Below are 18,105 nucleotides of genomic sequence, written 5' to 3' on the forward strand. Positions count from 1 at the left end.
GGCCGGTACAGCGAAAGGCGGGCATGATGAGCGGACTCTCGCGCGGCGCGGCCGGTGCGGCGCTTGCGGCGGCGTGTCTGGCAGTGCCGACAACCTTGGCACCCCAAGCCAACGCGGCCATCGCCCCGACCCTATCGGTGGCGATGACCGGCTCGGCGCTCGGTCCGACCAATCTCGCGGCCGTCGGCTGCGGACAGACCGCACAGGCGACCGCGCAGCGCCCCGATGGCACCCCGGTACAGAGCGGTGTCGTCGAATTCACGAGCCGCCTGCCCGGCCTCGGCGGCAATATCGTTGGGACCGTACCGATTTCCAACGGCACCGCGACCATCCTGTGGATTCCGGATATCGCGGGCCAGCACATAGTCAGCGCCGTCTACTACGACGGCTTCCCCGACTACCAACCAGCAGCCGGATACACCACAGTCACCGCAGTAAACCTCGCCGGCGTCTGCATATAGCGCAAACCTTCACTCCTCCCAACGACAAAGGCCCGGTCCTCACTGGACCGGGCCTTTCGAGTGGACACGGGGCGCTACGGGATCATCGCGAATGCGCCGTCGATCAGGCCGAAGCCGGTACGACTCACCGCGCCGTCGACATCGAACTCGAACTCGATCCGGACCTCGTACAGGCCGAAGTGGCCCATCAACAGTTGCGGCTCACCGACATAGAGCGTGGAGATGCCGTGGTGGCGGAAGTAGCCGACCACTATCTCCCGCATCGTGCGATACCGGTTCCCCGAATCAGTCAGCGGATGTAGCAGATTCGCGGTCGAGTCGAACACCGCGCAGGCCAGGTCCGGATCCGTGCCGGGCCCGGTGATGCGTTCATCTCCCGGCGATGGCAGCGTTGCGGCTTGTCCTCGCTGCAGAGCAAGACCGCATTGTCGAGCAGTTCCCGTGGAATGATGTCCGCGATGCCCCATTGCTCCATCAGAAACCTGCCGTATCTACATGCTTGCGATCATGGCGCGGGCACATGACAGGATCGGGCCACCGCAGTCGCGATGGGTCGCGCCGGGTGATCACGCATCGTTGGTGCGGTGGTACCTCAGACTGTCGCGGGCACTGCCGGATGCGGGTCCGCTGCCGCGCCAGTGCCCGCGGCGCGGGTGATGCCGAAGCCGACGACCACAGTAGCGATCGCGAGGACCGCGGCGCTGACCAGAAATGTCAGCCGGAAGTCTTGTGTCAGTGTGGATTCCGGCTGCAGGCCGGAATCCACGAGTTGGGTGCTGCGGTGAATGGCGACCGCGCCGAGGACTCCGAGCGCGAGGGCGCCACCGAGTTGCTACCTGGCGAACGCGGCCACGCGCCACGTAGTGCCGCTGCAGGTGGGGATACGGGGTCTGACGCGCTGAATCGTGGCGACACAGGACTGCTCGCGGTTCGCTCTCGTCAAGCGTTCGGTTAGGGCACTTGGGTCAGTAGCGGATCTTTGCTCGCACATCGACGAGCGTGACAATGGCGGTGGCGACGACTGCACATATCACGGCTGCGACGCCACGCGATACATCGGTCATCGAGGGTAGAAGGAGTTCAAAGATCTTGCTGAGCGAAGCGATGCCCAGCAGGAAGGTGATGCCATAAACAGCGATACGGCGGCGCAATAGGTGAGAAACGCTGGGCCTGACCAGTACTGGCCAATTCAAGTACGAACCCGCCGTTCGAGACAAGCCGAGCTCGTCCCGGCACTCTCGGTCGAGATAGACGCAGTTGATCTCCGGGTACTCTCTCGCCTGTCCGTGCCGGCCCTCTGATGTGTACACGCGGTAGCGTCCCGTCTTCGTCGTGACCTTGCGGTTCTTCAGTGTCGAACATTCGATCTCGACGTGCTCGCCTTCCTCCAAGCCAAGAAGGACGATATTCTTCGGATGCAGCACGCAAATTCGCTTCTCACTGTCCGTCCAGTTCGTCTGCCGAACCGTGAGGCAGAGGTTGCGGGGTTCCACTAGCGCCGGCATCACCCGCTTCCGCTTGACCGACCGGATCATTACAGCTTGGCCGTAGCACTTCTGGCCTGTGATCCCGAATGCATGGCGAAGGTTTTGGTCCATCTCGCAAATTCCGTCCGGAACCTCAGCGCAGGCGTCGAAGCTCGCTACCGTTGCCTTGCCGTCGAATTCGACCATCACTCGCTTAGTGTTCTTCGGCAGACCAAGCGAGGCGGGGTTCGCACGAATCAGATATCGACCGCGGGAGTTGCCGCGGGCGGTAGTCGCCAGTACAAGGGTGCCGCGTCGGAATGTGTCAGGGCTGGATGATTCAATGCATCGCTTCAGCCACTTCAAGAACTCCAAGTAGGGCACGAAACCGCTTGAGCCCTCAAGCGTTTCGATCATGCCTTGCAAGTAGGTCGACGACGGAATCTGCTCGTTTGCTTCCGGTGCACAGACCACGAAGGTCGAAGCGTGATATTCGCGGCGCTCTTTGAAGGAGTACACGCTGACTGCCACTTCGCGGTAGGCAGGGGGCTTCAGTCGCAGTCCTTCCTTACGTTCCAGCGCCGGCCATTCGGCGTCGGGAACCTCGTAGAGCATCCCCATTACACAGAAGTCCTCGGCCGGAACAACATCGGCCACGCCGGTATGCGACTTGATCGAACGCCTGCTGAACCGCAACCGATAGTTCGACAGCCGTGCTTGGCCCACCCGCTGTACACCAGGACAGACTTTGGCCATCGCCTCGAACGCCATGTTGCTGCCGTACGCGAAGTAGAGTTTCATGTGCGCTGGTCCTCATCGATAGCACTCGGGGTGGGACATCCACAGCAGCAACCAGAACGAACCTACGGTGGATAACAGCCTATTTCAACTACGACCGCGATCGTGTGCACAGTTACGTCTTCGAAGTTTTCGAGCAATGATCAAAACCTGTGGATGACCGGGAAGGAGTACCTTCCCGGATGATCTGAAAGTCAACGGGTTTGATCAGTCCCGGCGCGCCAACGCCGGGCGGGAAGGTACGTCCCATGCTCAAAATAATCGACGGCGGCGCCGAGTCCAATCAAGGCGGTGTGGCGGCCGGTGAGTCGCGTTCACCGATCGACGAGATCGTGCGCGAGGGCGCCCGTCAGATGCTCGAAGCCGCGTTGCGCGCCGAGGTCGCCGCCTATGTCGAACGGTTCGCCGACCAGCTCGACGAGAACGGGCGAAAGCTGGTGGTGCGCAACGGGTATCACAACGAACGCCAGGTGTTGACCGCCGCCGGCGCGGTGACGGTGACCGCGCCACGGGTCAACGACAAACGTGTCGATCCGGAATCCGGTGAGCGGCAACGGTTTTCCTCCGCGATACTGCCCGCCTGGGCACGTAAATCGCCGCAGGTCACCGAAGTGTTGCCGCTGCTGTATCTGCACGGACTGTCCACCGGGGACTTCGGTCCGGCGCTGGAACAGTTCCTTGGTTCCGGCGCCGGACTGTCAGCGGCGTCGATCTCCCGGTTGACCGGTCAGTGGCAAGACGAAGCCAAAGCGTTCGCCGCCCGGGACCTCTCGGGCACCGATTACGTGTATCTGTGGGTCGACGGCATCCACGTCAAAGTCCGTCTGGAGCAGGAGAAACTGTGCCTGCTGGTGATGATCGGAGTCCGCGCCGACGGCCGCAAGGAGTTGGTCGCGATCACCGACGGCTATCGGGAATCGGCCGAGTCGTGGGCAGATCTGCTGCGTGATTGCCGCCGCCGCGGCATGACCGCCCCGGTGCTCGCGGTCGGTGACGGTGCGCTCGGGTTCTGGAAAGCACTACGCGATGTGTTCCCGCAAACTCGTGAACAACGCTGCTGGTTCCACAAATCTGCGAATGTCCTTGCCGCACTACCGAAATCAGCGCACTCCGGCGCGATCGCGGCCATGAAGGACATCTACAACGCCGAGGATATCGACAAAGCACAGCTCGCGGTCAAGGCATTCGACATCGACTACGGCAAAAAGTATCCGAAAGCGGTCGCGAAAATCGTCGACGACCTCGATGTCCTACTCGAATTCTTCAAATACCCGGCCGAACACTGGATCCACCTACGCACCACCAACCCGATCGAATCCACCTTCGCCACAGTGCGATTGAGGACGAAAGTCACCAAGGGGCCCGGCTCACGCGCGGCCGGAATCGCCATGGCCTACAAGCTGATCGAGGCCGCCCAGGCCCGCTGGCGCAAGGTCAACGCGCCCGAGCTGGTCGCGCTCGTCCGCAACGGTGCCCTGTTCCACAAGGGCAAACTCCTCGAACGACCCCGCGACATCACACCCGCCTCGTCACCCAACCCGGCCGACGCCACCGGAACGGAGGTCGCCTGAGAATTGCTGATCCACAGGTCTTGACAATATCTCGAAGTTTTCATGTGCGTCCGTTGCACACTCTTCGTCAGTAGCACGTGGCCGATATTTGAATCAGGTCGCAACCCACAGGTCGAAAATCCGGCCTTCAGCTGAGCGCTTCCGGCGGCCCTGCCCACGTCCGACATCGAAGCCCACGTCCGGTCGCCTCCTTGTGCACGGCTGCCTCTCAGATTGACGTCCGACGACCACCGTACAAGGCGGGGCAGACATGCCGGTCTTCTCAGCTGCCGGGATACGACAAAGGCCCGGTCTGTGTTGGACCGGGCCTTTTGTGGACCTCGCGGGAACTTACTCGAACCGGACCGATCTGCTCGAAGTCTTCGCTGAGCTTCGGGAACAGCTGGATCGAGGCGGACCGCGCAGGTCAGTACCATCACATCCGCGGACGTCAGGTGGACCGAAGAGGCAGCTGACCTCCGAGGAAGCTGCCGAGATCGTGGCCAAGTATTAAGCCGGCGCGGCGATGGCTCAGCTGAAAGCTGAGCATCACATGGCCAGGCGAAGCGTGGCCAAAGTGCTACGCGACAACGGTGTGGAGATCCGGCCACGCGGCGGGCATCGTCGCTAAGCAAGGGGCTTGCCGTTTACGCCCGCCGTCCTGACCTGGCAAATAGGCAAAGTCCGCTGAGTACCGCCCGGGCCGGACGACTTGCCGCATGTCGTTGACGACATATACTCTTGGCGTTGTGGGTGAACTGTTCACCATCGAAATCGAGCCCGAGGTGCCGGACTGGCTGCAAGCGCTACCAGCCAAGCACTTCCTCAAGATCGACGAGTACGTCGGCCTGCTCGCCGAACAAGCAGAGTCGCTGAGCGAGCCCTACGCCCGATACCTCGGCGACGGGGTCCGCGAGCTGCGCCCGACACTGGACGGTGCAGCCATCCGTATCACTTACTGGGTTGCACCTGAACGGCGAGTGATCCTGCTTACGGTGTTCCGCAAGACCCGAATGCGAGAAGACGCCGAGGTCAAACGCGCGAAACTCGCCCAACAGACCTGCCAGGCCGAACACGAACCCGCCCATCAAGAATTCATCCGCACAATCGAGAAGGGAGAACTGGACCGATGAGCCACGCACGCTGGAAAACCCTCCGGGAACGCAAACTCGCCGAGGGCTACACCGAACCCGACGACGTCACCGAGGCCCGCCGCGAAATCCAGCTCTCCATGGCACTGGCCAAAGCCGTCTATGACCGCCGCACCGAACTCGGATTCACCCAAGCCGACCTTGCCGAACGCGCCGGCCTGACCCAAGCCAAAATCTCGCGCATCGAAGGCTCCGACACCGTGCCAACCCTCCCCCTACTCGCCAAACTCGCCGACGCCCTCGACGCGACGCTCAATATCGCCCTCGACGCCGACGACACCCGAGTCAACTTCACCAGTCACCGCACCGACGCAGCCTGAACACAAACAGTCGCTGCGGAACTACCTGCGCACGACCGTTCCCGAGGCGAACCACTGGACGAGGGTCACGGCAAGAGGCACTGCCATCTGCGCGGCCTCGTTCGTGATCGGAAGCGCTGGAGTAACCCCTTCGTGCCGATCCGTGTGCCCCTCCCAAAGCATCCGAATCATCTGCACCACTGCTGTCAGGGGGAGTGACACTCCCGCCCGGTCGCGTATGGCGACCTTGTACAAGTATCCCTGCCGGTCGAGTTGTGCCACGGGAAGCAGGAGCGACAATTCGGCAAAGGGGCGGGCAGCGACGACTGCCAGATCCACGTCGGTGTTTGCGGTCGACAGCGGACAGCTGATCGAGGCGATCGAACAATCGCCGTACCGGATCAAGGATCGGCTCGCCGCTGCGCAGTCTGCGCCGCACCAGCACAGCCACCGCGTAGTTAGGTGTCATACAAAAAGTATTGGGCCAAAACTTCACACGTCTGGCCCACATGCGAAGTTTCTTTCCATATGCCTTCTAGTCGGCAGGTTCGGTCCTGACCAGCAGTTTCAGGAACTCGCGGTTGATGAACAGCCGGTCGCGGCCGATCTTCGCGTCCTGAAGCAGGCCTGCTGTCACAAGGTCTTGAAGCCAAGCGGTCGCGGTCGGTCGTGAAACCTTGCAGCGCTCAACCACGGTCTTGATCCGGCAGTAGGGCTGCTCGAACAGGATCGACTGCAACTCTGAGTCGGAACCACCCTTCGAGGCTTCACGGGCCCGCTTGTTGAACTCATCCTGCAGCGAGCGGATGTCATCGATCTTCCGCAGAGTCGCGCGCGACGTCCGCTCGATTCCGGTCAGGATGTACAGAATCCACTCTTCCCAGGAGCCCTCAGCGGTCACACTGCGCAGGAGCCGGTAGTAGTCCTGCTTAGTGTCGATGATGTATCGGGACAGGTACAGCAGGGGCAGACGCAGCAACCCCGCCTCTACCAGCATGAGCATGTTGAGGATTCGGCCCGTCCTGCCGTTGCCGTCGCTGAACGGGTGGATCGCCTCGAACTGGTAATGCGCCACCGCCATACGAACAAGGGCGTCCATCCCGTCGTCAGCGTGGATGAACCGCTCCCACTCGCTGAGCTTCTCAATGATCAGATCCTGGCCTTCTGGCGGACTGTAGGCGATATTTCCCGTAGCCGTGTTACCGATCCGCCTTCCCGGCATCGCGCGGACCTTCATCTCCCGGTCCTTGATTGTGCTGCACACCGCTGCGGCCGTTGCGGCGGTGAGGCCACGATCGAGAGTCGTCTCGAATCCGACCCGCAGCGCAGTTCTGTAGCGCAATGTCTCCCGCGTCGCCGGGTCCGCACCCGCGTCATCCTCCAGGTGCCGGAACAGTGCGTCGGTAGTCGTCACGATGTTCTCGATCTCGGAACTTGCCTGCGCTTCCAGCAAGGGGATCGTGTTGATCAGGACTGTGGGATTCGGGATCGACACAACAGCTTGGTCAAGTTGGGCCAGTGCCGCGTTCGCACCGATCGCTGCCTTGAGCACGGCTTTCGTCTCAAGTTCGTCTACCGTGGTGCTTGGTTGCGCGAGAGATCTGCTCGGCAGCTGTGCACACCTCCGAACAAATGACCTTGGCCTGCAGCGTGAGAACTGATTTGAGATCCTTGGCCAGTTTGGAGGCATCGGAGCGCGCTGAGGTGCCACTCAGCTGCGGCACTGCCCGGAAGGCGTCGAGCTCGGCGCGTGCATCAGCAATGTCGAGGCCCATCGTCAACGTCGACACGGAAATCCATCGACTTCAGTTCGGCTTCAACGTCTTTGGCGAAGTCGCGGAACAACGGGCGAACTTTGACGCTTGCCTCGTTGACCCGTACCGGAATCCGGTACCATTGCGAGTGACACCGCGAAAGGGCCCGCCATGACCACCTTCTCTGCCAGCGAGGCACGCGCCAAGCTATACCCGCTCATCGAGCAGGTTAACGACGATGCCGTAGCAATCCACATCACCGGCCGCAAAGGCAACGCCGTTCTCATCTCTGAGGACGAATACAACGCCCTACGCGAGACGCTCTACCTGCTGCGTTCCCCCGCCAACGCCGCGCGACTCGCCCAGGGCATCGCGCAGGCCGAAGCGGGTGACGTGATCGAGGTGGACATGGATCGGCTCGCGAAAGGGCTTGAATGAGAGTAACTTTCGTCAAGGTCGCATTCGAGGACTTCGAGCATTGGGTCAGCACCGACCGTAAGATGGCGTTGCGGATCATGCGGCTGATCGGCGATATCCAGCGCGACCCGTTCAACGGCCTCGGCAAGCCCGAGCCCCTGAAAGGCGACAAGTCCGGCTATTGGTCGCGGCGGATCAACGACGAACACCGCCTGGTGTACTCGGTCGCAGGCGACACCATCACTATCGTGCAGGCCCGCTACCACTACTGAACAGACACGACAAAAAGGCCCGGTCCAGGTGGACCGGGCCTTTTCAGTGGAGCTGCCGGGAATCGAACCCGGGTCCTCCGCCGCGTCTTCAGGGCTTCTCCGTGTGCAGTTCGCTAGGTCTCTACTTGGATCTCCGGGTCTCGCGAACAAGCCAGGATGACGATCCCAGTCGCTGTTCGATGTCCCGTCCGACTCCGCGACCGAGCCGGACGGTAATTCCCTCTAGCTGATGCCAGTACCCGGGTCGAGGGACGAACCCGGACTGACAGAGACGACCTGCTACTTAGGCAGCGAGGGCGTACTCGCGCTGATTGGAATCGGCGCTTAATTGGTTGCAGCGACGCTTACGGTGGTCTCTTGCCTGCACCGACACGCTTCCCCTAAATCTACGTACGCAGTCGAAACCGTTCAGCCCCGTACGTCCCGACACCTTGTCGGGCTAGTTATGTTAACACTCGGCCACGCCAGGTTCATTCCATTATCCCCGTACCCGATTTCAGAGCTCTGACCTGCGCAGCAGCCGGGCCGGGTGCGCATCGGCGTGGTGGCACCGCCGCACATCCAGCCCCACCAGTCGCTCCGGCACGAGTTGTGCAGGAACGGACCCGGGCCGTAGCGAAATTGCCGATCACGCCGCCGCGATCAACCCGACCGAAGCAAGCGCCAGCACCATTCCGACCTGCTGCTGGCGACCGACCCGCTCACCGAGCAGCACCATCGCCAGCAGGACGGTCGCGGCGGGATACAGCGATCCGATCACGCTCACCAGCGACAACATCGACCCGTGGAACGCATACAGCAGTGCGGCATTCGCGATGACATCCAGCACCGCGATATACGCCGCCAACCGCAGCGGCTCACCGTGCAGCGGCCGGAACTCTCCGGTCGACAATGCGATCAACCACACCATCGGGCTCGCCGCACCACGCTGAGCGAGCAGCGGCCATACTCCCGCGCTCGCGTGCGTTTCGTGCAGGAAGACGAAGGCGAGTCCGAAGGCCGCACCCGAGCCGATGGTGAGCAGCGCAACCTTCCGGGTGAAGCGCAATTCGCGCCCACCGGTGATCTCCTCGGTGACGTCATCGGGTGATTCCCGGCTGACCAGGTACACCGCGCCGAGCGCGAAGGCGATTCCGGCGAAGGCCAGCGGCCCGGGACGCTCGCCGATCACCAGACCGACCAGCACCGGAATGCCCGCGACCAATATCGCCGTCAACGGCGACACCACCGCCATCGGACCGCTGGCCAGCGCGGCATAGAACCACCACACCGCCAGACCGCTCGCCACACCGGCCGCGAAACCCCACAGCATCGATGCCATGTCCGGAGTCCCGCCGATCAGCGGTAGCAGCACGAGGATGAACAGCACCGACATCGGATAGGAGACGATCACGACCCGCAGGGCGGTCACTCGCCGCGATGCCACACCGCCGAAGAAATCACTCACGCCGTAGCCGACCGCGGCCACCAGCGCCAGTAGGACAGCGGTCAACGCATACCTTTGATACGCCGTCCTAGTTCACGGGTGACCTCGCGCTCTGCCGTGCGCTTGGCCAGATCCTGTCGCTTGTCGTAGTCCTGCTTACCCTTGGCGAGCGCGAGTTCGACCTTGACCTTGCCGTCGGAGAAGTACATCGACAGCGGCACCAAGGTCTGGTTGCCCTCGCGTGACTTGCCGACCAGTCGCTCGATCTCGCGCTTGTGCAGCAGCAGTTTGCGCACCCGGCGCGGCGAGTGGTTGGTCCAGGTGCCGTGGCTGAATTCGGGAATGTGCAGGCCCCGCAGCCACACCTCGCCGTTGTCGACGGTCGCGAAGGCGTCCACCAGCGAGGCCTTACCCTCGCGCAGACTCTTGACCTCGGTACCCACCAGCGCGATCCCGGCCTCGTAGGTGTCCAGGATCGTGTAGTTGTGCCGCGCCCGGCGGTTGGTCGCGATGACCTTGCGCCCCGTTTCCTTCATAACGGTCAACTTTAAGTGACTCGGCAACCGGATTATTCCGCGCCTGCTCCCCGATCGGCTCAGCCGCCCGGCCGGACCGCGAGATACAGCACCAGTACCGCGATGAAGGCCGCGACCAGCAACACCGTGGTCATGCGCGGCACTCCGCGTGGACGCGGCGGTGGCGGCGGGCGGTGACGCAGCCAGCCCGAATCCACCGCGGGGTCGTGTGGGCTGCGCCGATACGGCGGTGCGTCGCCGGGGTCGCTCGTCGGGGAGCTGCCCAGGTCGGGCCCGTCGGTAGGACCATCACCCGATGCCATACCGTGCACGGTAGCCGCAGAAACGGTCCCATGCCGGGCAATTCCATTGCGATTCAGGCACGTTGGCGTGTGCGGCGTCCGGTGGCATCGCTGATCGCGAGATCGACGGCGACCACTGGTCCGGCGCCCATCCTCACCCACGGGAGCGAGGATGGGCGACGCGGTATTCGGCACCGGCGATCGGCAGGGTGTCCAGTCCTGGGACCCCGGCGCTCACCGGAGTTTGCACCCCCTACTTTCCGGCCGTCGTCTTCTTGGTTCGGTCCAGGCCGAGCGAATCGGAGATGGTGAAGAACAGGTCCGTCTGATCGGTCAGGCCGACCACATTCGCCGCGCGCGGGCCGTAGGCGGCAACACGCAGCTGGGTACCGGTGTGCTCCTGCGATCCGCCGTCCTCACCGTTGCCGTAGGAGATGCCCATCTCGGCACCGTCCTTGGTCACCACCTTGCTGGTCAGCGATGCCGATTTGGTGTCGAGCGGGACGATCTGACTGCTGTGCGCGTGGTCCGCGGTCACGATGACCAGGGTGTTGCCGTCCTGCTCGGCGAATTCGAGCGCGGCCTGCACCGCCTCGTCTAGGTCGACGGTCTCACCGACCTGTCCGCACGGGTTCGCGGCGTGGTCCTGCTTATCGATGGACGCGCCTTCGACCTGTAGGAAGAACCCGTCCTTGCGGTCCTTCAGCAGGTCGATCGCCTTGGTCGTCATACCGGCCAGCGTGGGCGCGGTGGCGGCGCGGTCGGGATTGGGGCGGCAGGTCTGGGCCGGGAGGTTGAGTCCGTCGCGTACGGCCTTCTCGCCGGCCCAGCGGACCGGCATATTGCCCGGTGCGAACAGACCGAGCACCGGAGCGTCTTGGTCCGCCTTCGAAACCCCTTCCAGGCCACTGCGATCCGTAACGAGGTGGTAGCCGCGCGCCTTGGCCTGGTCGCTGAGGGTCTGACCCTGCCACTGGCCCGCGGTCGCCTGCTGCGCGAAGCTCGTCGAACCGCCGCCGAGCGTGACATCGGCGCGGGTGTCGAGCAACTGCTCGCTGATCGAGCCGAGCCCGCCCTTCTCCGAGGCGTTGGTCGGGCATTTCAGCGCGGTCTCTTCGGGCCCGTAGCACTTGCGGTCGGTCACGTGCGCGGCGAGCCCGGCCGGGGTCGCGTCCTGGAGCTCGGCCGTGGTCACATTGCCGGTGGCCTTGCCGTTGGCCTTGGCGATCTCCAGCAGGTTGGCCTGCGGCGCACCCTTCAGGTCGACGCCGATCGCACCGTTGTAGGTCTTGGTGCCGGTCGCCCATGCGCTGGCGCTGGCCGCGGAATCGGTGACGTAGTCCGGCTTTCCGGTGGTCTTGTCGAGCGAGTAGTGCGTGTAGGAGCCGGTGAGCGGCAGCGCGTCGATGCCCTTGAAGTAGCCGCCCGCGCCCTCGGCGACATTGCGCGCGACGGTGATCTCGGAGTCGCCCATGCCGTCGCCGATCAGCAGGATCACGTTCTTGGCCTGGCTGCCATTGATGGACGCGCGCAGTGCGTCGGTCCGGTCGCCGATGGTGCGACGGGCGCCACCGTTCTGACTCACCTCACCCTGTGCCTTCGGGCTGATGAGATCGCCGTTGCCCGGGGTCGAGCCCGAAGACCCACAAGCGGCCAGCGCTGCGACCAACATGGCGGCACCCAACGCGGCACCCGCGCGTAAACGGATCTTCGACCGAGACGACATAAGCGAAACTCCATTGTTCTCGTAGCTACACATCTCGAAGCCTTCTGGGGACTTCTGAACAAAAAGGACACGAACGGCAACCAGCCGATTACCGCCACGCGTGCGAAATGTCACTCTCCGGCTAGTACCGCCAGCACACCCTCGCCGTACTTCGCCAGCTTGTTCTCACCGACACCGCCGACCGTTCCCAGTTCGGACAGGCTCGCGGGCTTGCGCGCCACGATCTCGCGCAACGTCGCGTCATGGAATACGACATAGGCGGGCACACCCTGCTCCTTGGCCGTCGCGGCACGCCATTCGCGCAACTTCTCGAACAGCGGCACATCCGCAGGCGCCAGATCGGCGGCCGGGGACTTGCCCTTCGCGGTCTTGGCCACCCTGGCCGGTTTCGTCGCCCGCTCCGGCTCGCGGCGCAGCAGCACTTCCCTACCATCGAACAGCACCTCATTGCTGGCGTCGGTAAGGGTGAGTACCCCGTAGTCGCCGTGTACGGCGAGCAGCCCTTGGGCGAGCAATTGCCTTACGACACCGCGCCATTCGACATCACGCAGATCCGTGCCGATCCCGAACACCTTCAACTCATGGTGATCATGTTGCAGCACTTTGGGATTGGACTTGCCGAGCAGGATGTCGACGATATGACCGGCACCGAAGCTCTGTCCCCGTTCACGTTTCAGCCGCAGCACCGTCGAGAGCACCTTCTGCGCGGGCACCGTACCGTCCCAGGATTCCGGTGGGGTCAGGCAGGTATCGCAGTTGCCGCAGGCCTGGCCGGGCTGTCCGAAGTACCCCAGCAGCTGAGTGCGGCGGCAGGCCACCGTTTCGCACAGCGCCAGCATCGCGTCCAGATGCAACTGGAGCTGTCGGCGATGGGTGGCGTCACCGTCGGAGGAGTCGATCATCTTGCGCTGCTGCACCACATCGTTGAGCCCGTAGACCATCCACGCGGTCGAGGGCAGGCCGTCGCGCCCGGCTCGTCCGGTCTCCTGGTAGTACCCCTCCACCGATTTGGGCAGGTCGAGGTGGGCGACGAAGCGCACGTCGGGCTTGTCGATGCCCATGCCGAAGGCGATCGTCGCGACCACCACGAGGCCGTCCTCGCGCAGGAACCGTGACTGGTTGGTGCTGCGGGTGCGCGAATCCAGACCCGCGTGATACGGCACCGCGCTGACGCCGTTCTCGGTGAGGAAGGCCGCGGTCTTCTCCACCGAATTGCGCGACAGGCAATAGACAATGCCCGCGTCACCCGCGTGCTCGGTCTTGATGAATTCCAGCAGCTGGCGCTCGGGCCGGTTCTTCGGTTCGATCCGGTATTGGATATTCGGCCGGTCGAAGCTGGCCACGAAGCGCCGGGCCGCGCCGAGATCCAGGCGCTCGACGATCTCGTCACTGGTTTTGGCCGTCGCGGTCGCGGTGAGCGCGATGCGCGGCACATCGGGCCAGCGTTCGTGCAGCATGGACAGGCCGAGATAGTCGGGCCGGAAGTCGTGGCCCCACTGCGAGACGCAGTGCGCCTCGTCGATCGCGAAGAGCGCCACCTTGCCGCGATCCAGTAGGGCGGCAGTTGTTTCCAGCCGTAGCCGCTCCGGCGCGAGGTAGAGCAGATCCAGCTCTCCCGCGACGAACTGTGCCTCGACCATCCGGCGCTCATCCGGGAACTGGGTGGAGTTCAGGAATCCGGCGCGCACGCCGAGTGCACTGAGCGCGTCCACCTGATCCTGCATGAGCGCGATCAGCGGCGACACCACCACGCCGACACCGGGACGCACCAGCGACGGGACCTGATAGCAGAGCGACTTGCCGCCGCCGGTCGGCATCAGGACCAGCGCGTCCCCGCCACCGACCACGTGCTCGACGATCTCCCGCTGGTCGCCGCGGAAGCTGTCATAGCCGAACACCCGGCGTAGAACCTCTTGCGCCGCATCGGATTCGGTGCGTGTGTCGCCGTCGGTCAGTACATCCGCGAAAGTTTCGGGGGAGTCCACGCGGCCCATCCTACGAGCGCGGGCGGACAACGGAACCCCTACACCGATGCGGATCGCAGGTGGTGGCCCGACTACTCCACATGTGGATAAAGAAAATCGCTAATCGCGAACGTAGTAGCGCAACGTGCCGTAGGCGGTGATCGCCGCGAAGACGATGCCGAGCGGCGCGATGGTCAACGACACCAACGCGATGTCCTCATTGGTGATATGCGGAAAGACGTTGCTGTTGAACAACGCACCGAGCCCACGATTGACCACCAACGGCTGTGCGAGGAACAACCCGACGACCGCCAGAACCGAGCCGGCCAGCGCCGCGACGACCGCCTCCAAAAGGAATGGCAACTGGGTATACCAGCGCGTCGCGCCGACCATCCGCATGATGCCGACCTCTTCGCGCCGACTGAATGCCGCGATCTGCACCATATTCGCAATCAGCAACAGCGCCGCTAATGCCTGCAACCCCGCCAACCCGAATGCCGCGTTCCGCAGTCCGTCGAACACCCCGACCAACCGGTCCACGGTGTCCTTGTCATTGAGCACGCTCTGGATGCCCGGCTTGTCGCGGAACGTCTGGTAGATCCTCGGGTACTGATCGGCATCGGTCATCTTCACCCGCAGCGACGCGGGCAGCCGGGTGTCCTTGATCATATCCAGCATCTCCGGCTGATCCTTGAAGGTCACCTCGGTGGCTTCCTGCATCGCCTCGTCGCTGTTGATGAACTGGACCGAGACCACGCCGTCGGTCTTCTTCAGATCCGACATCAGCAACTGACACGGCTGTTCGGAACAGTCGGTATCCGTCGCGGAGACCAGGTCGGTGAGATAGAGCCGGATCTCGACTCGATCCATGAAGTAATCCTGGGTCTTATCGGCGATCCGCAAGGCGAGCAGACCGCCGCCGAGCATGGTCAGCGACACCGCGGTGGTCAGGATCATCGCGATGGTCATGGTGACATTGCGACGCAGACCGGTGAAGACCTCGTCGAACAGAAATCCGAGGCGCATTACCGGCCCACCCCGTAGACACCGGTGGCGTCATCACGAATCAGGCGGCCGCGGTCCAATTCCACCACTCTCTTTCGCATCGCGTCGACGATGTGATTGTCGTGCGTCGCCATCACCACGGTGGTGCCGATGCGGTTGATCCGCTCCAGCAGCAGCATGATGTCGCCGCTGGTGTCCGGATCGAGATTGCCGGTCGGCTCGTCGGCGAGCAGGACCAGCGGCCGGTTCACGAAGGCCCTGGCGATCGCCACGCGCTGCTGCTCACCACCGGACAGTTCGTGCGGCAACCGGTCGGCCTTGCCACCCAGCCCGACCATATCGAGCACCTCGGGCACGGTCCGGTGGATGAACTGGCGCCGCTTGCCGATCACCTCCAGCGCGAACGCCACGTTCTGCGCGACGGTCTTCTGCTGCAGCAGCCGGAAATCCTGGAAGACGCACCCCATGCGCTGACGCAACTTCGGCACCTTCCGCCCGGGCAGCCGGTCGACCTGGAAGTCGGCGACCTGAATCTCGCCCGCGGTCGGGGCTTCCTCTTTCAACAGCAGTCGCATAAAGGTCGACTTGCCCGAACCGGACGGTCCGATGATGAAGACGAATTCGCCTTTGCCCACATCGACGGTGATGTTGTCCAGCGCGGGTCGCGTCGAGGTCTGATACGACTTTGTCACGTTCCGCATGGTGATCACGGGTAGCCAGTGTAACCAGCAACCGCCGTGCAGCCAGTAGCTACCGGCCGGTCAACGCGGGGTCGTTGCCGTATTCACCGCAGCTGGAACGGTGTTCACCGTCAATTCGGGTCGCGATACCGCCGCGTTATCGGGCTTGACGAACAGGTACAACACAAACGTGACGATCCAAGTTGTCATCAGGATCGCCGTGGATCTACGTGGTCTCACTGATTCCCTCCCGGCGCAATGCCGCGGCGACTCGCACCCGCAACTCGCGACCGACTTCGAATTGCTTGCCTGGCAACGTTCTGGCAACCATTCGAATGTTCATCTGGTCCACTGTCAGGTCTTCGACACCCATCACGCTGGGTTCGTCGAGCAGCAGCGGCCGCAACCTTCGGTCCTCGTACGCCGTTGTACCGACCTCGTGCAGGATCTCGTTGATCCTGGTGATATCGACACTCGCCGCGACCGGAACATCGATCGCGGCGCGCGCCCAATCCTTCGACAGATTCGTCACTTTGACGATCTGACCATTGGGCACGGTGATCACCTCACCATCTGCGTTGCGCAGTGTGGTGATCCGCAACGTGACGTCCTCGACGGTACCCTCGGCCTGCTCCGCGGATCCAGTGACCGCGATGCGAACCACATCACCAAATCCGTACTGCCGCTCGGTGATCAGGAAAAATCCGGCAAGAATGTCCTGCACGATCCGCTGCGCGCCGAAGCCGAGCGCGGCGCCGAGCACCGCGGCGGGCGCGACCAGACCGGTGACCGCGAAACCCATCCGCCGCAGCACCTCCATGCCCACCAGGACATAGACAATGGTCAGCACCACCCAGGTGACGACCTGTGCCAGCGCGTGCCGATGCTTGGCCGCCTCGGAGCGCACCAGCGCGTCACTGCTACGGAACTGGGCATCGATCTTGCGGGTGATCCGGTCCCGGACGAAGGTGGCGAAACGGCTGCACAGCACCGCCCCCAGAACCAGCAGGACGATCTCTAAGCCGGATGAACGCAGCCAGGTGGTGAAGTCGGTGGACGTGGAGAAGGCCTGGGGTACGTCCAACTAGCTCGCCTGCTCTCGCATTCGCCAACGAATTCCGGATTCGATGAAACCATCGATATCGCCGTCGAGCACGGCACTCGGGTTGTTGACTTCGTAGTTGGTGCGCAGATCCTTGACCATCTGGTACGGATGCAGCACGTAGGAGCGCATCTGGTTGCCCCAGGACGCGCCCTCGTTGGTCTTGAGCGCGTCCATCTCGGCGCGCTCCTCCTGCCGCTTGCGCTCGAGCAGTTTGGCCTGCAGTACGCGCATGGCCGAAATCTTGTTCTGCAGTTGGGATTTCTCGTTCTGACAGGTGACGACGATGCCGGTCGGGACGTGGGTGAGCCGCACGGCCGAGTCGGTGGTGTTGACGCTCTGACCGCCGGGACCCGACGAGCGATACACATCGACGCGGACCTCACCCTCGGGAATCTCGATGTGGTCGGTGGTCTCGACCACCGGCAGCACCTCGACCTCGGCGAAGGAGGTCTGGCGGCGGCCCTGGTTGTCGAACGGGCTGATCCGGACCAGTCGGTGGGTGCCCATCTCGACGCTCAACGTGCCGTAGGCATAGGGCGACTTCACCGCGAAGGTGGCGCTCTTGATGCCCGCCTCTTCGGCGTAGGAGGTGTCGTAGACCTCGACGGAGTACTTGTGCCGGTCGGCCCAGCGGATGTACATGCGCATCAGCATCTCGGCCCAGTCGGCGGCGTCCACGCCACCCGCGCCGGAACGGATGTTGACCAATGCCTCGCGCTTGTCGTACTCGCCCGAGAGCAGGGTGCGGACCTCCATGGCCTCCACGTCACCGTGCAGCGCGGCGCGCTCGGCGTCGGCGTCGGCGAGCGCGGCCACCCTGGCCTCGCCCTGCTCGTCCTCGGCCAGTTCGTAGAGGATCGATAGATCGTCGAGCCGCTGGCGCAGCTCCTCGACCCGGCGCAACTCGCTCTGGGCATGCGACAGCTCACTGGTGACCTGCTGCGCGTGCTCCTGGTTGTTCCACAGATCGGGATCGGCGGCCTGGTGCTCGAGCTCATCGATCCGTCGCCGCAGCTCCTCGACATCGAGGACCGACTCGACGGTCTTGAGAGTGGCGTCGAGTTCGGCGATATCAGCGGAGACGTCAGGATGCACGATGCTCAAGCCTACTGGGCTCCGCCGCCTGCGCTCCCCCGCCTCCCCGGAACTTTTGCCGGTCGCGGCTTCATCACCGGCCCCGGCGGGTGGTGCATCTCATCTAGTTCTTGGCGTCG

Annotated in this window: 21 protein-coding genes and 1 other RNA gene; 6 read left to right on the top strand and 16 right to left on the bottom strand. The window is 63.5% G+C overall.

Annotation, left to right across the window (positions count from 1 at the left end; genetic code table 11):
- The first annotated feature begins 26 nt into the window (after positions 1-26).
- Positions 27-461, top strand: coding sequence for a hypothetical protein (locus OG874_RS26345; RefSeq protein WP_330249817.1), 435 nt, complete (start codon positions 27-29; stop codon positions 459-461).
- A 74-nt stretch (positions 462-535) separates the two neighbouring features.
- On the opposite strand, the gene OG874_RS26350 is transcribed toward OG874_RS26345, so the two are convergent.
- The 3 genes from OG874_RS26350 to OG874_RS26360 form a co-directional block, all read right to left on the bottom strand.
- Positions 536-724, bottom strand: coding sequence for a hypothetical protein (locus OG874_RS26350; RefSeq protein ID WP_330249818.1), 189 nt, complete (start codon positions 722-724; stop codon positions 536-538).
- A gap of 329 nt (positions 725-1,053) precedes the next feature.
- Positions 1,054-1,227, bottom strand: a complete 174-nt coding sequence (locus tag OG874_RS26355; RefSeq protein WP_330249819.1) for a hypothetical protein — start codon at positions 1,225-1,227, stop codon at positions 1,054-1,056.
- A gap of 199 nt (positions 1,228-1,426) precedes the next feature.
- Positions 1,427-2,728, bottom strand: coding sequence for a gamma-glutamylcyclotransferase family protein (locus tag OG874_RS26360; protein WP_330249820.1), 1,302 nt, complete (start codon positions 2,726-2,728; stop codon positions 1,427-1,429).
- A gap of 245 nt (positions 2,729-2,973) precedes the next feature.
- On the opposite strand from OG874_RS26360, the gene OG874_RS26365 reads away from it, so the two are divergent.
- The 3 genes from OG874_RS26365 to OG874_RS26375 all read left to right on the top strand — a co-directional run bounded on the left by OG874_RS26365 (position 2,974) and on the right by OG874_RS26375 (position 5,746).
- Positions 2,974-4,296, top strand: a complete 1,323-nt coding sequence (locus OG874_RS26365; RefSeq protein ID WP_330249821.1) for an IS256 family transposase — start codon at positions 2,974-2,976, stop codon at positions 4,294-4,296.
- A gap of 728 nt (positions 4,297-5,024) precedes the next feature.
- Entirely contained in the window at positions 5,025-5,408 is a 384-nt protein-coding gene (locus OG874_RS26370; protein ID WP_330249822.1) for a type II toxin-antitoxin system RelE/ParE family toxin, read from the top strand.
- Complete coding sequence (locus OG874_RS26375) at positions 5,405-5,746, top strand: helix-turn-helix domain-containing protein (RefSeq protein WP_330249823.1); 342 nt, start codon at positions 5,405-5,407, stop codon at positions 5,744-5,746. The genes OG874_RS26370 and OG874_RS26375 overlap by 4 nt, the downstream gene beginning before the upstream one ends.
- Before the next feature lie 514 nt (positions 5,747-6,260).
- On the opposite strand, the gene OG874_RS26380 is transcribed toward OG874_RS26375, so the two are convergent.
- A complete protein-coding gene (locus tag OG874_RS26380) occupies positions 6,261-7,394 on the bottom strand; it encodes a Fic family protein (RefSeq protein ID WP_442943426.1) in 1,134 nt (377 codons plus the stop codon).
- Entirely contained in the window at positions 7,288-7,515 is a 228-nt protein-coding gene (locus OG874_RS26385; protein ID WP_330257702.1) for a hypothetical protein, read from the bottom strand. Before OG874_RS26385 ends, OG874_RS26380 begins: the two co-directional genes overlap by 107 nt.
- Before the next feature lie 135 nt (positions 7,516-7,650).
- Here OG874_RS26385 and OG874_RS26390 point away from each other — a divergent pair, with 135 nt between their 5' ends.
- Positions 7,651-7,917 (top strand): type II toxin-antitoxin system Phd/YefM family antitoxin, encoded by a 267-nt coding sequence (locus OG874_RS26390; protein ID WP_330249824.1) that lies wholly within the window; start codon positions 7,651-7,653, stop codon positions 7,915-7,917.
- On the top strand, positions 7,914-8,168 hold the full coding sequence (locus OG874_RS26395; protein WP_330249825.1) for a Txe/YoeB family addiction module toxin: 255 nt from the start codon (positions 7,914-7,916) through the stop codon (positions 8,166-8,168). The genes OG874_RS26390 and OG874_RS26395 overlap by 4 nt, the downstream gene beginning before the upstream one ends.
- A gap of 44 nt (positions 8,169-8,212) precedes the next feature.
- Here the strand turns inward: OG874_RS26395 and ssrA are convergent.
- From ssrA to prfB, 11 genes are all read right to left on the bottom strand, one after another.
- Positions 8,213-8,584: a transfer-messenger RNA gene (gene ssrA, locus OG874_RS26400) on the bottom strand.
- A 212-nt stretch (positions 8,585-8,796) separates the two neighbouring features.
- Positions 8,797-9,660, bottom strand: a complete 864-nt coding sequence (locus OG874_RS26405) for a DMT family transporter (RefSeq protein WP_330249826.1) — start codon at positions 9,658-9,660, stop codon at positions 8,797-8,799.
- Complete coding sequence (gene smpB, locus OG874_RS26410; protein WP_330249827.1) at positions 9,657-10,130, bottom strand: SsrA-binding protein SmpB; 474 nt, start codon at positions 10,128-10,130, stop codon at positions 9,657-9,659. Before smpB ends, OG874_RS26405 begins: the two co-directional genes overlap by 4 nt.
- Positions 10,131-10,189: 59 nt before the next feature.
- Positions 10,190-10,432, bottom strand: coding sequence for a hypothetical protein (locus OG874_RS26415; protein WP_330249828.1), 243 nt, complete (start codon positions 10,430-10,432; stop codon positions 10,190-10,192).
- 232 nt (positions 10,433-10,664) lie between these two features.
- Positions 10,665-12,137 carry an alkaline phosphatase gene (gene phoA, locus OG874_RS26420; RefSeq protein ID WP_330249829.1) on the bottom strand — a complete coding sequence of 491 codons (1,473 nt, stop codon included), beginning with the start codon at positions 12,135-12,137 and terminating at the stop codon, positions 10,665-10,667.
- A 110-nt stretch (positions 12,138-12,247) separates the two neighbouring features.
- Positions 12,248-14,131 carry a DNA helicase RecQ gene (gene recQ, locus OG874_RS26425; protein ID WP_330249830.1) on the bottom strand — a complete coding sequence of 628 codons (1,884 nt, stop codon included), beginning with the start codon at positions 14,129-14,131 and terminating at the stop codon, positions 12,248-12,250.
- Positions 14,132-14,221: 90 nt separating this feature from the next.
- Positions 14,222-15,127 (bottom strand): permease-like cell division protein FtsX, encoded by a 906-nt coding sequence (gene ftsX, locus OG874_RS26430; protein WP_330249831.1) that lies wholly within the window; start codon positions 15,125-15,127, stop codon positions 14,222-14,224.
- Complete coding sequence (gene ftsE, locus OG874_RS26435; RefSeq protein WP_330249832.1) at positions 15,127-15,816, bottom strand: cell division ATP-binding protein FtsE; 690 nt, start codon at positions 15,814-15,816, stop codon at positions 15,127-15,129. The genes ftsX and ftsE overlap by 1 nt, the downstream gene beginning before the upstream one ends.
- 51 nt (positions 15,817-15,867) lie before the next feature.
- On the bottom strand, positions 15,868-15,996 hold the full coding sequence (locus OG874_RS26440; RefSeq protein WP_330249833.1) for a hypothetical protein: 129 nt from the start codon (positions 15,994-15,996) through the stop codon (positions 15,868-15,870).
- Positions 15,997-16,012: 16 nt separating this feature from the next.
- On the bottom strand, positions 16,013-16,870 hold the full coding sequence (locus tag OG874_RS26445; protein WP_330249834.1) for a mechanosensitive ion channel family protein: 858 nt from the start codon (positions 16,868-16,870) through the stop codon (positions 16,013-16,015).
- Positions 16,871-17,986, bottom strand: a complete 1,116-nt coding sequence (gene prfB / locus OG874_RS26450) for a peptide chain release factor 2 (RefSeq protein WP_330257413.1) — start codon at positions 17,984-17,986, stop codon at positions 16,871-16,873. It abuts the gene before it with no gap.
- Positions 17,987-18,105 lie beyond the last annotated feature (119 nt).

It is taken from the genome of Nocardia sp. NBC_00565, assembly GCF_036345915.1.
GTDB lineage: Bacteria > Actinomycetota > Actinomycetes > Mycobacteriales > Mycobacteriaceae > Nocardia.

Excerpts from the sequence above, each read along its gene's own strand:
- OG874_RS26345 (WP_330249817.1), top strand. The coding sequence starts at position 27 with ATGAGCGGACTCTCGCGCGGCGCGGCCGGTGCGGCGCTTGCGGCGGCG.
- OG874_RS26350 (WP_330249818.1), bottom strand. The coding sequence starts at position 724 with ATGCGGGAGATAGTGGTCGGCTACTTCCGCCACCACGGCATCTCCACG.
- OG874_RS26360 (WP_330249820.1), bottom strand. The coding sequence starts at position 2,728 with ATGAAACTCTACTTCGCGTACGGCAGCAACATGGCGTTCGAGGCGATG.
- OG874_RS26365 (WP_330249821.1), top strand. The coding sequence starts at position 2,974 with ATGCTCAAAATAATCGACGGCGGCGCCGAGTCCAATCAAGGCGGTGTG.
- OG874_RS26375 (WP_330249823.1), top strand. The coding sequence starts at position 5,405 with ATGAGCCACGCACGCTGGAAAACCCTCCGGGAACGCAAACTCGCCGAG.
- OG874_RS26390 (WP_330249824.1), top strand. The coding sequence starts at position 7,651 with ATGACCACCTTCTCTGCCAGCGAGGCACGCGCCAAGCTATACCCGCTC.
- OG874_RS26395 (WP_330249825.1), top strand. The coding sequence starts at position 7,914 with ATGAGAGTAACTTTCGTCAAGGTCGCATTCGAGGACTTCGAGCATTGG.
- smpB (WP_330249827.1), bottom strand. The coding sequence starts at position 10,130 with ATGAAGGAAACGGGGCGCAAGGTCATCGCGACCAACCGCCGGGCGCGG.
- OG874_RS26415 (WP_330249828.1), bottom strand. The coding sequence starts at position 10,432 with ATGGCATCGGGTGATGGTCCTACCGACGGGCCCGACCTGGGCAGCTCC.
- phoA (WP_330249829.1), bottom strand. The coding sequence starts at position 12,137 with ATGTCGTCTCGGTCGAAGATCCGTTTACGCGCGGGTGCCGCGTTGGGT.
- recQ (WP_330249830.1), bottom strand. The coding sequence starts at position 14,131 with ATGGGCCGCGTGGACTCCCCCGAAACTTTCGCGGATGTACTGACCGAC.
- ftsX (WP_330249831.1), bottom strand. The coding sequence starts at position 15,127 with ATGCGCCTCGGATTTCTGTTCGACGAGGTCTTCACCGGTCTGCGTCGC.
- OG874_RS26440 (WP_330249833.1), bottom strand. The coding sequence starts at position 15,996 with ATGACAACTTGGATCGTCACGTTTGTGTTGTACCTGTTCGTCAAGCCC.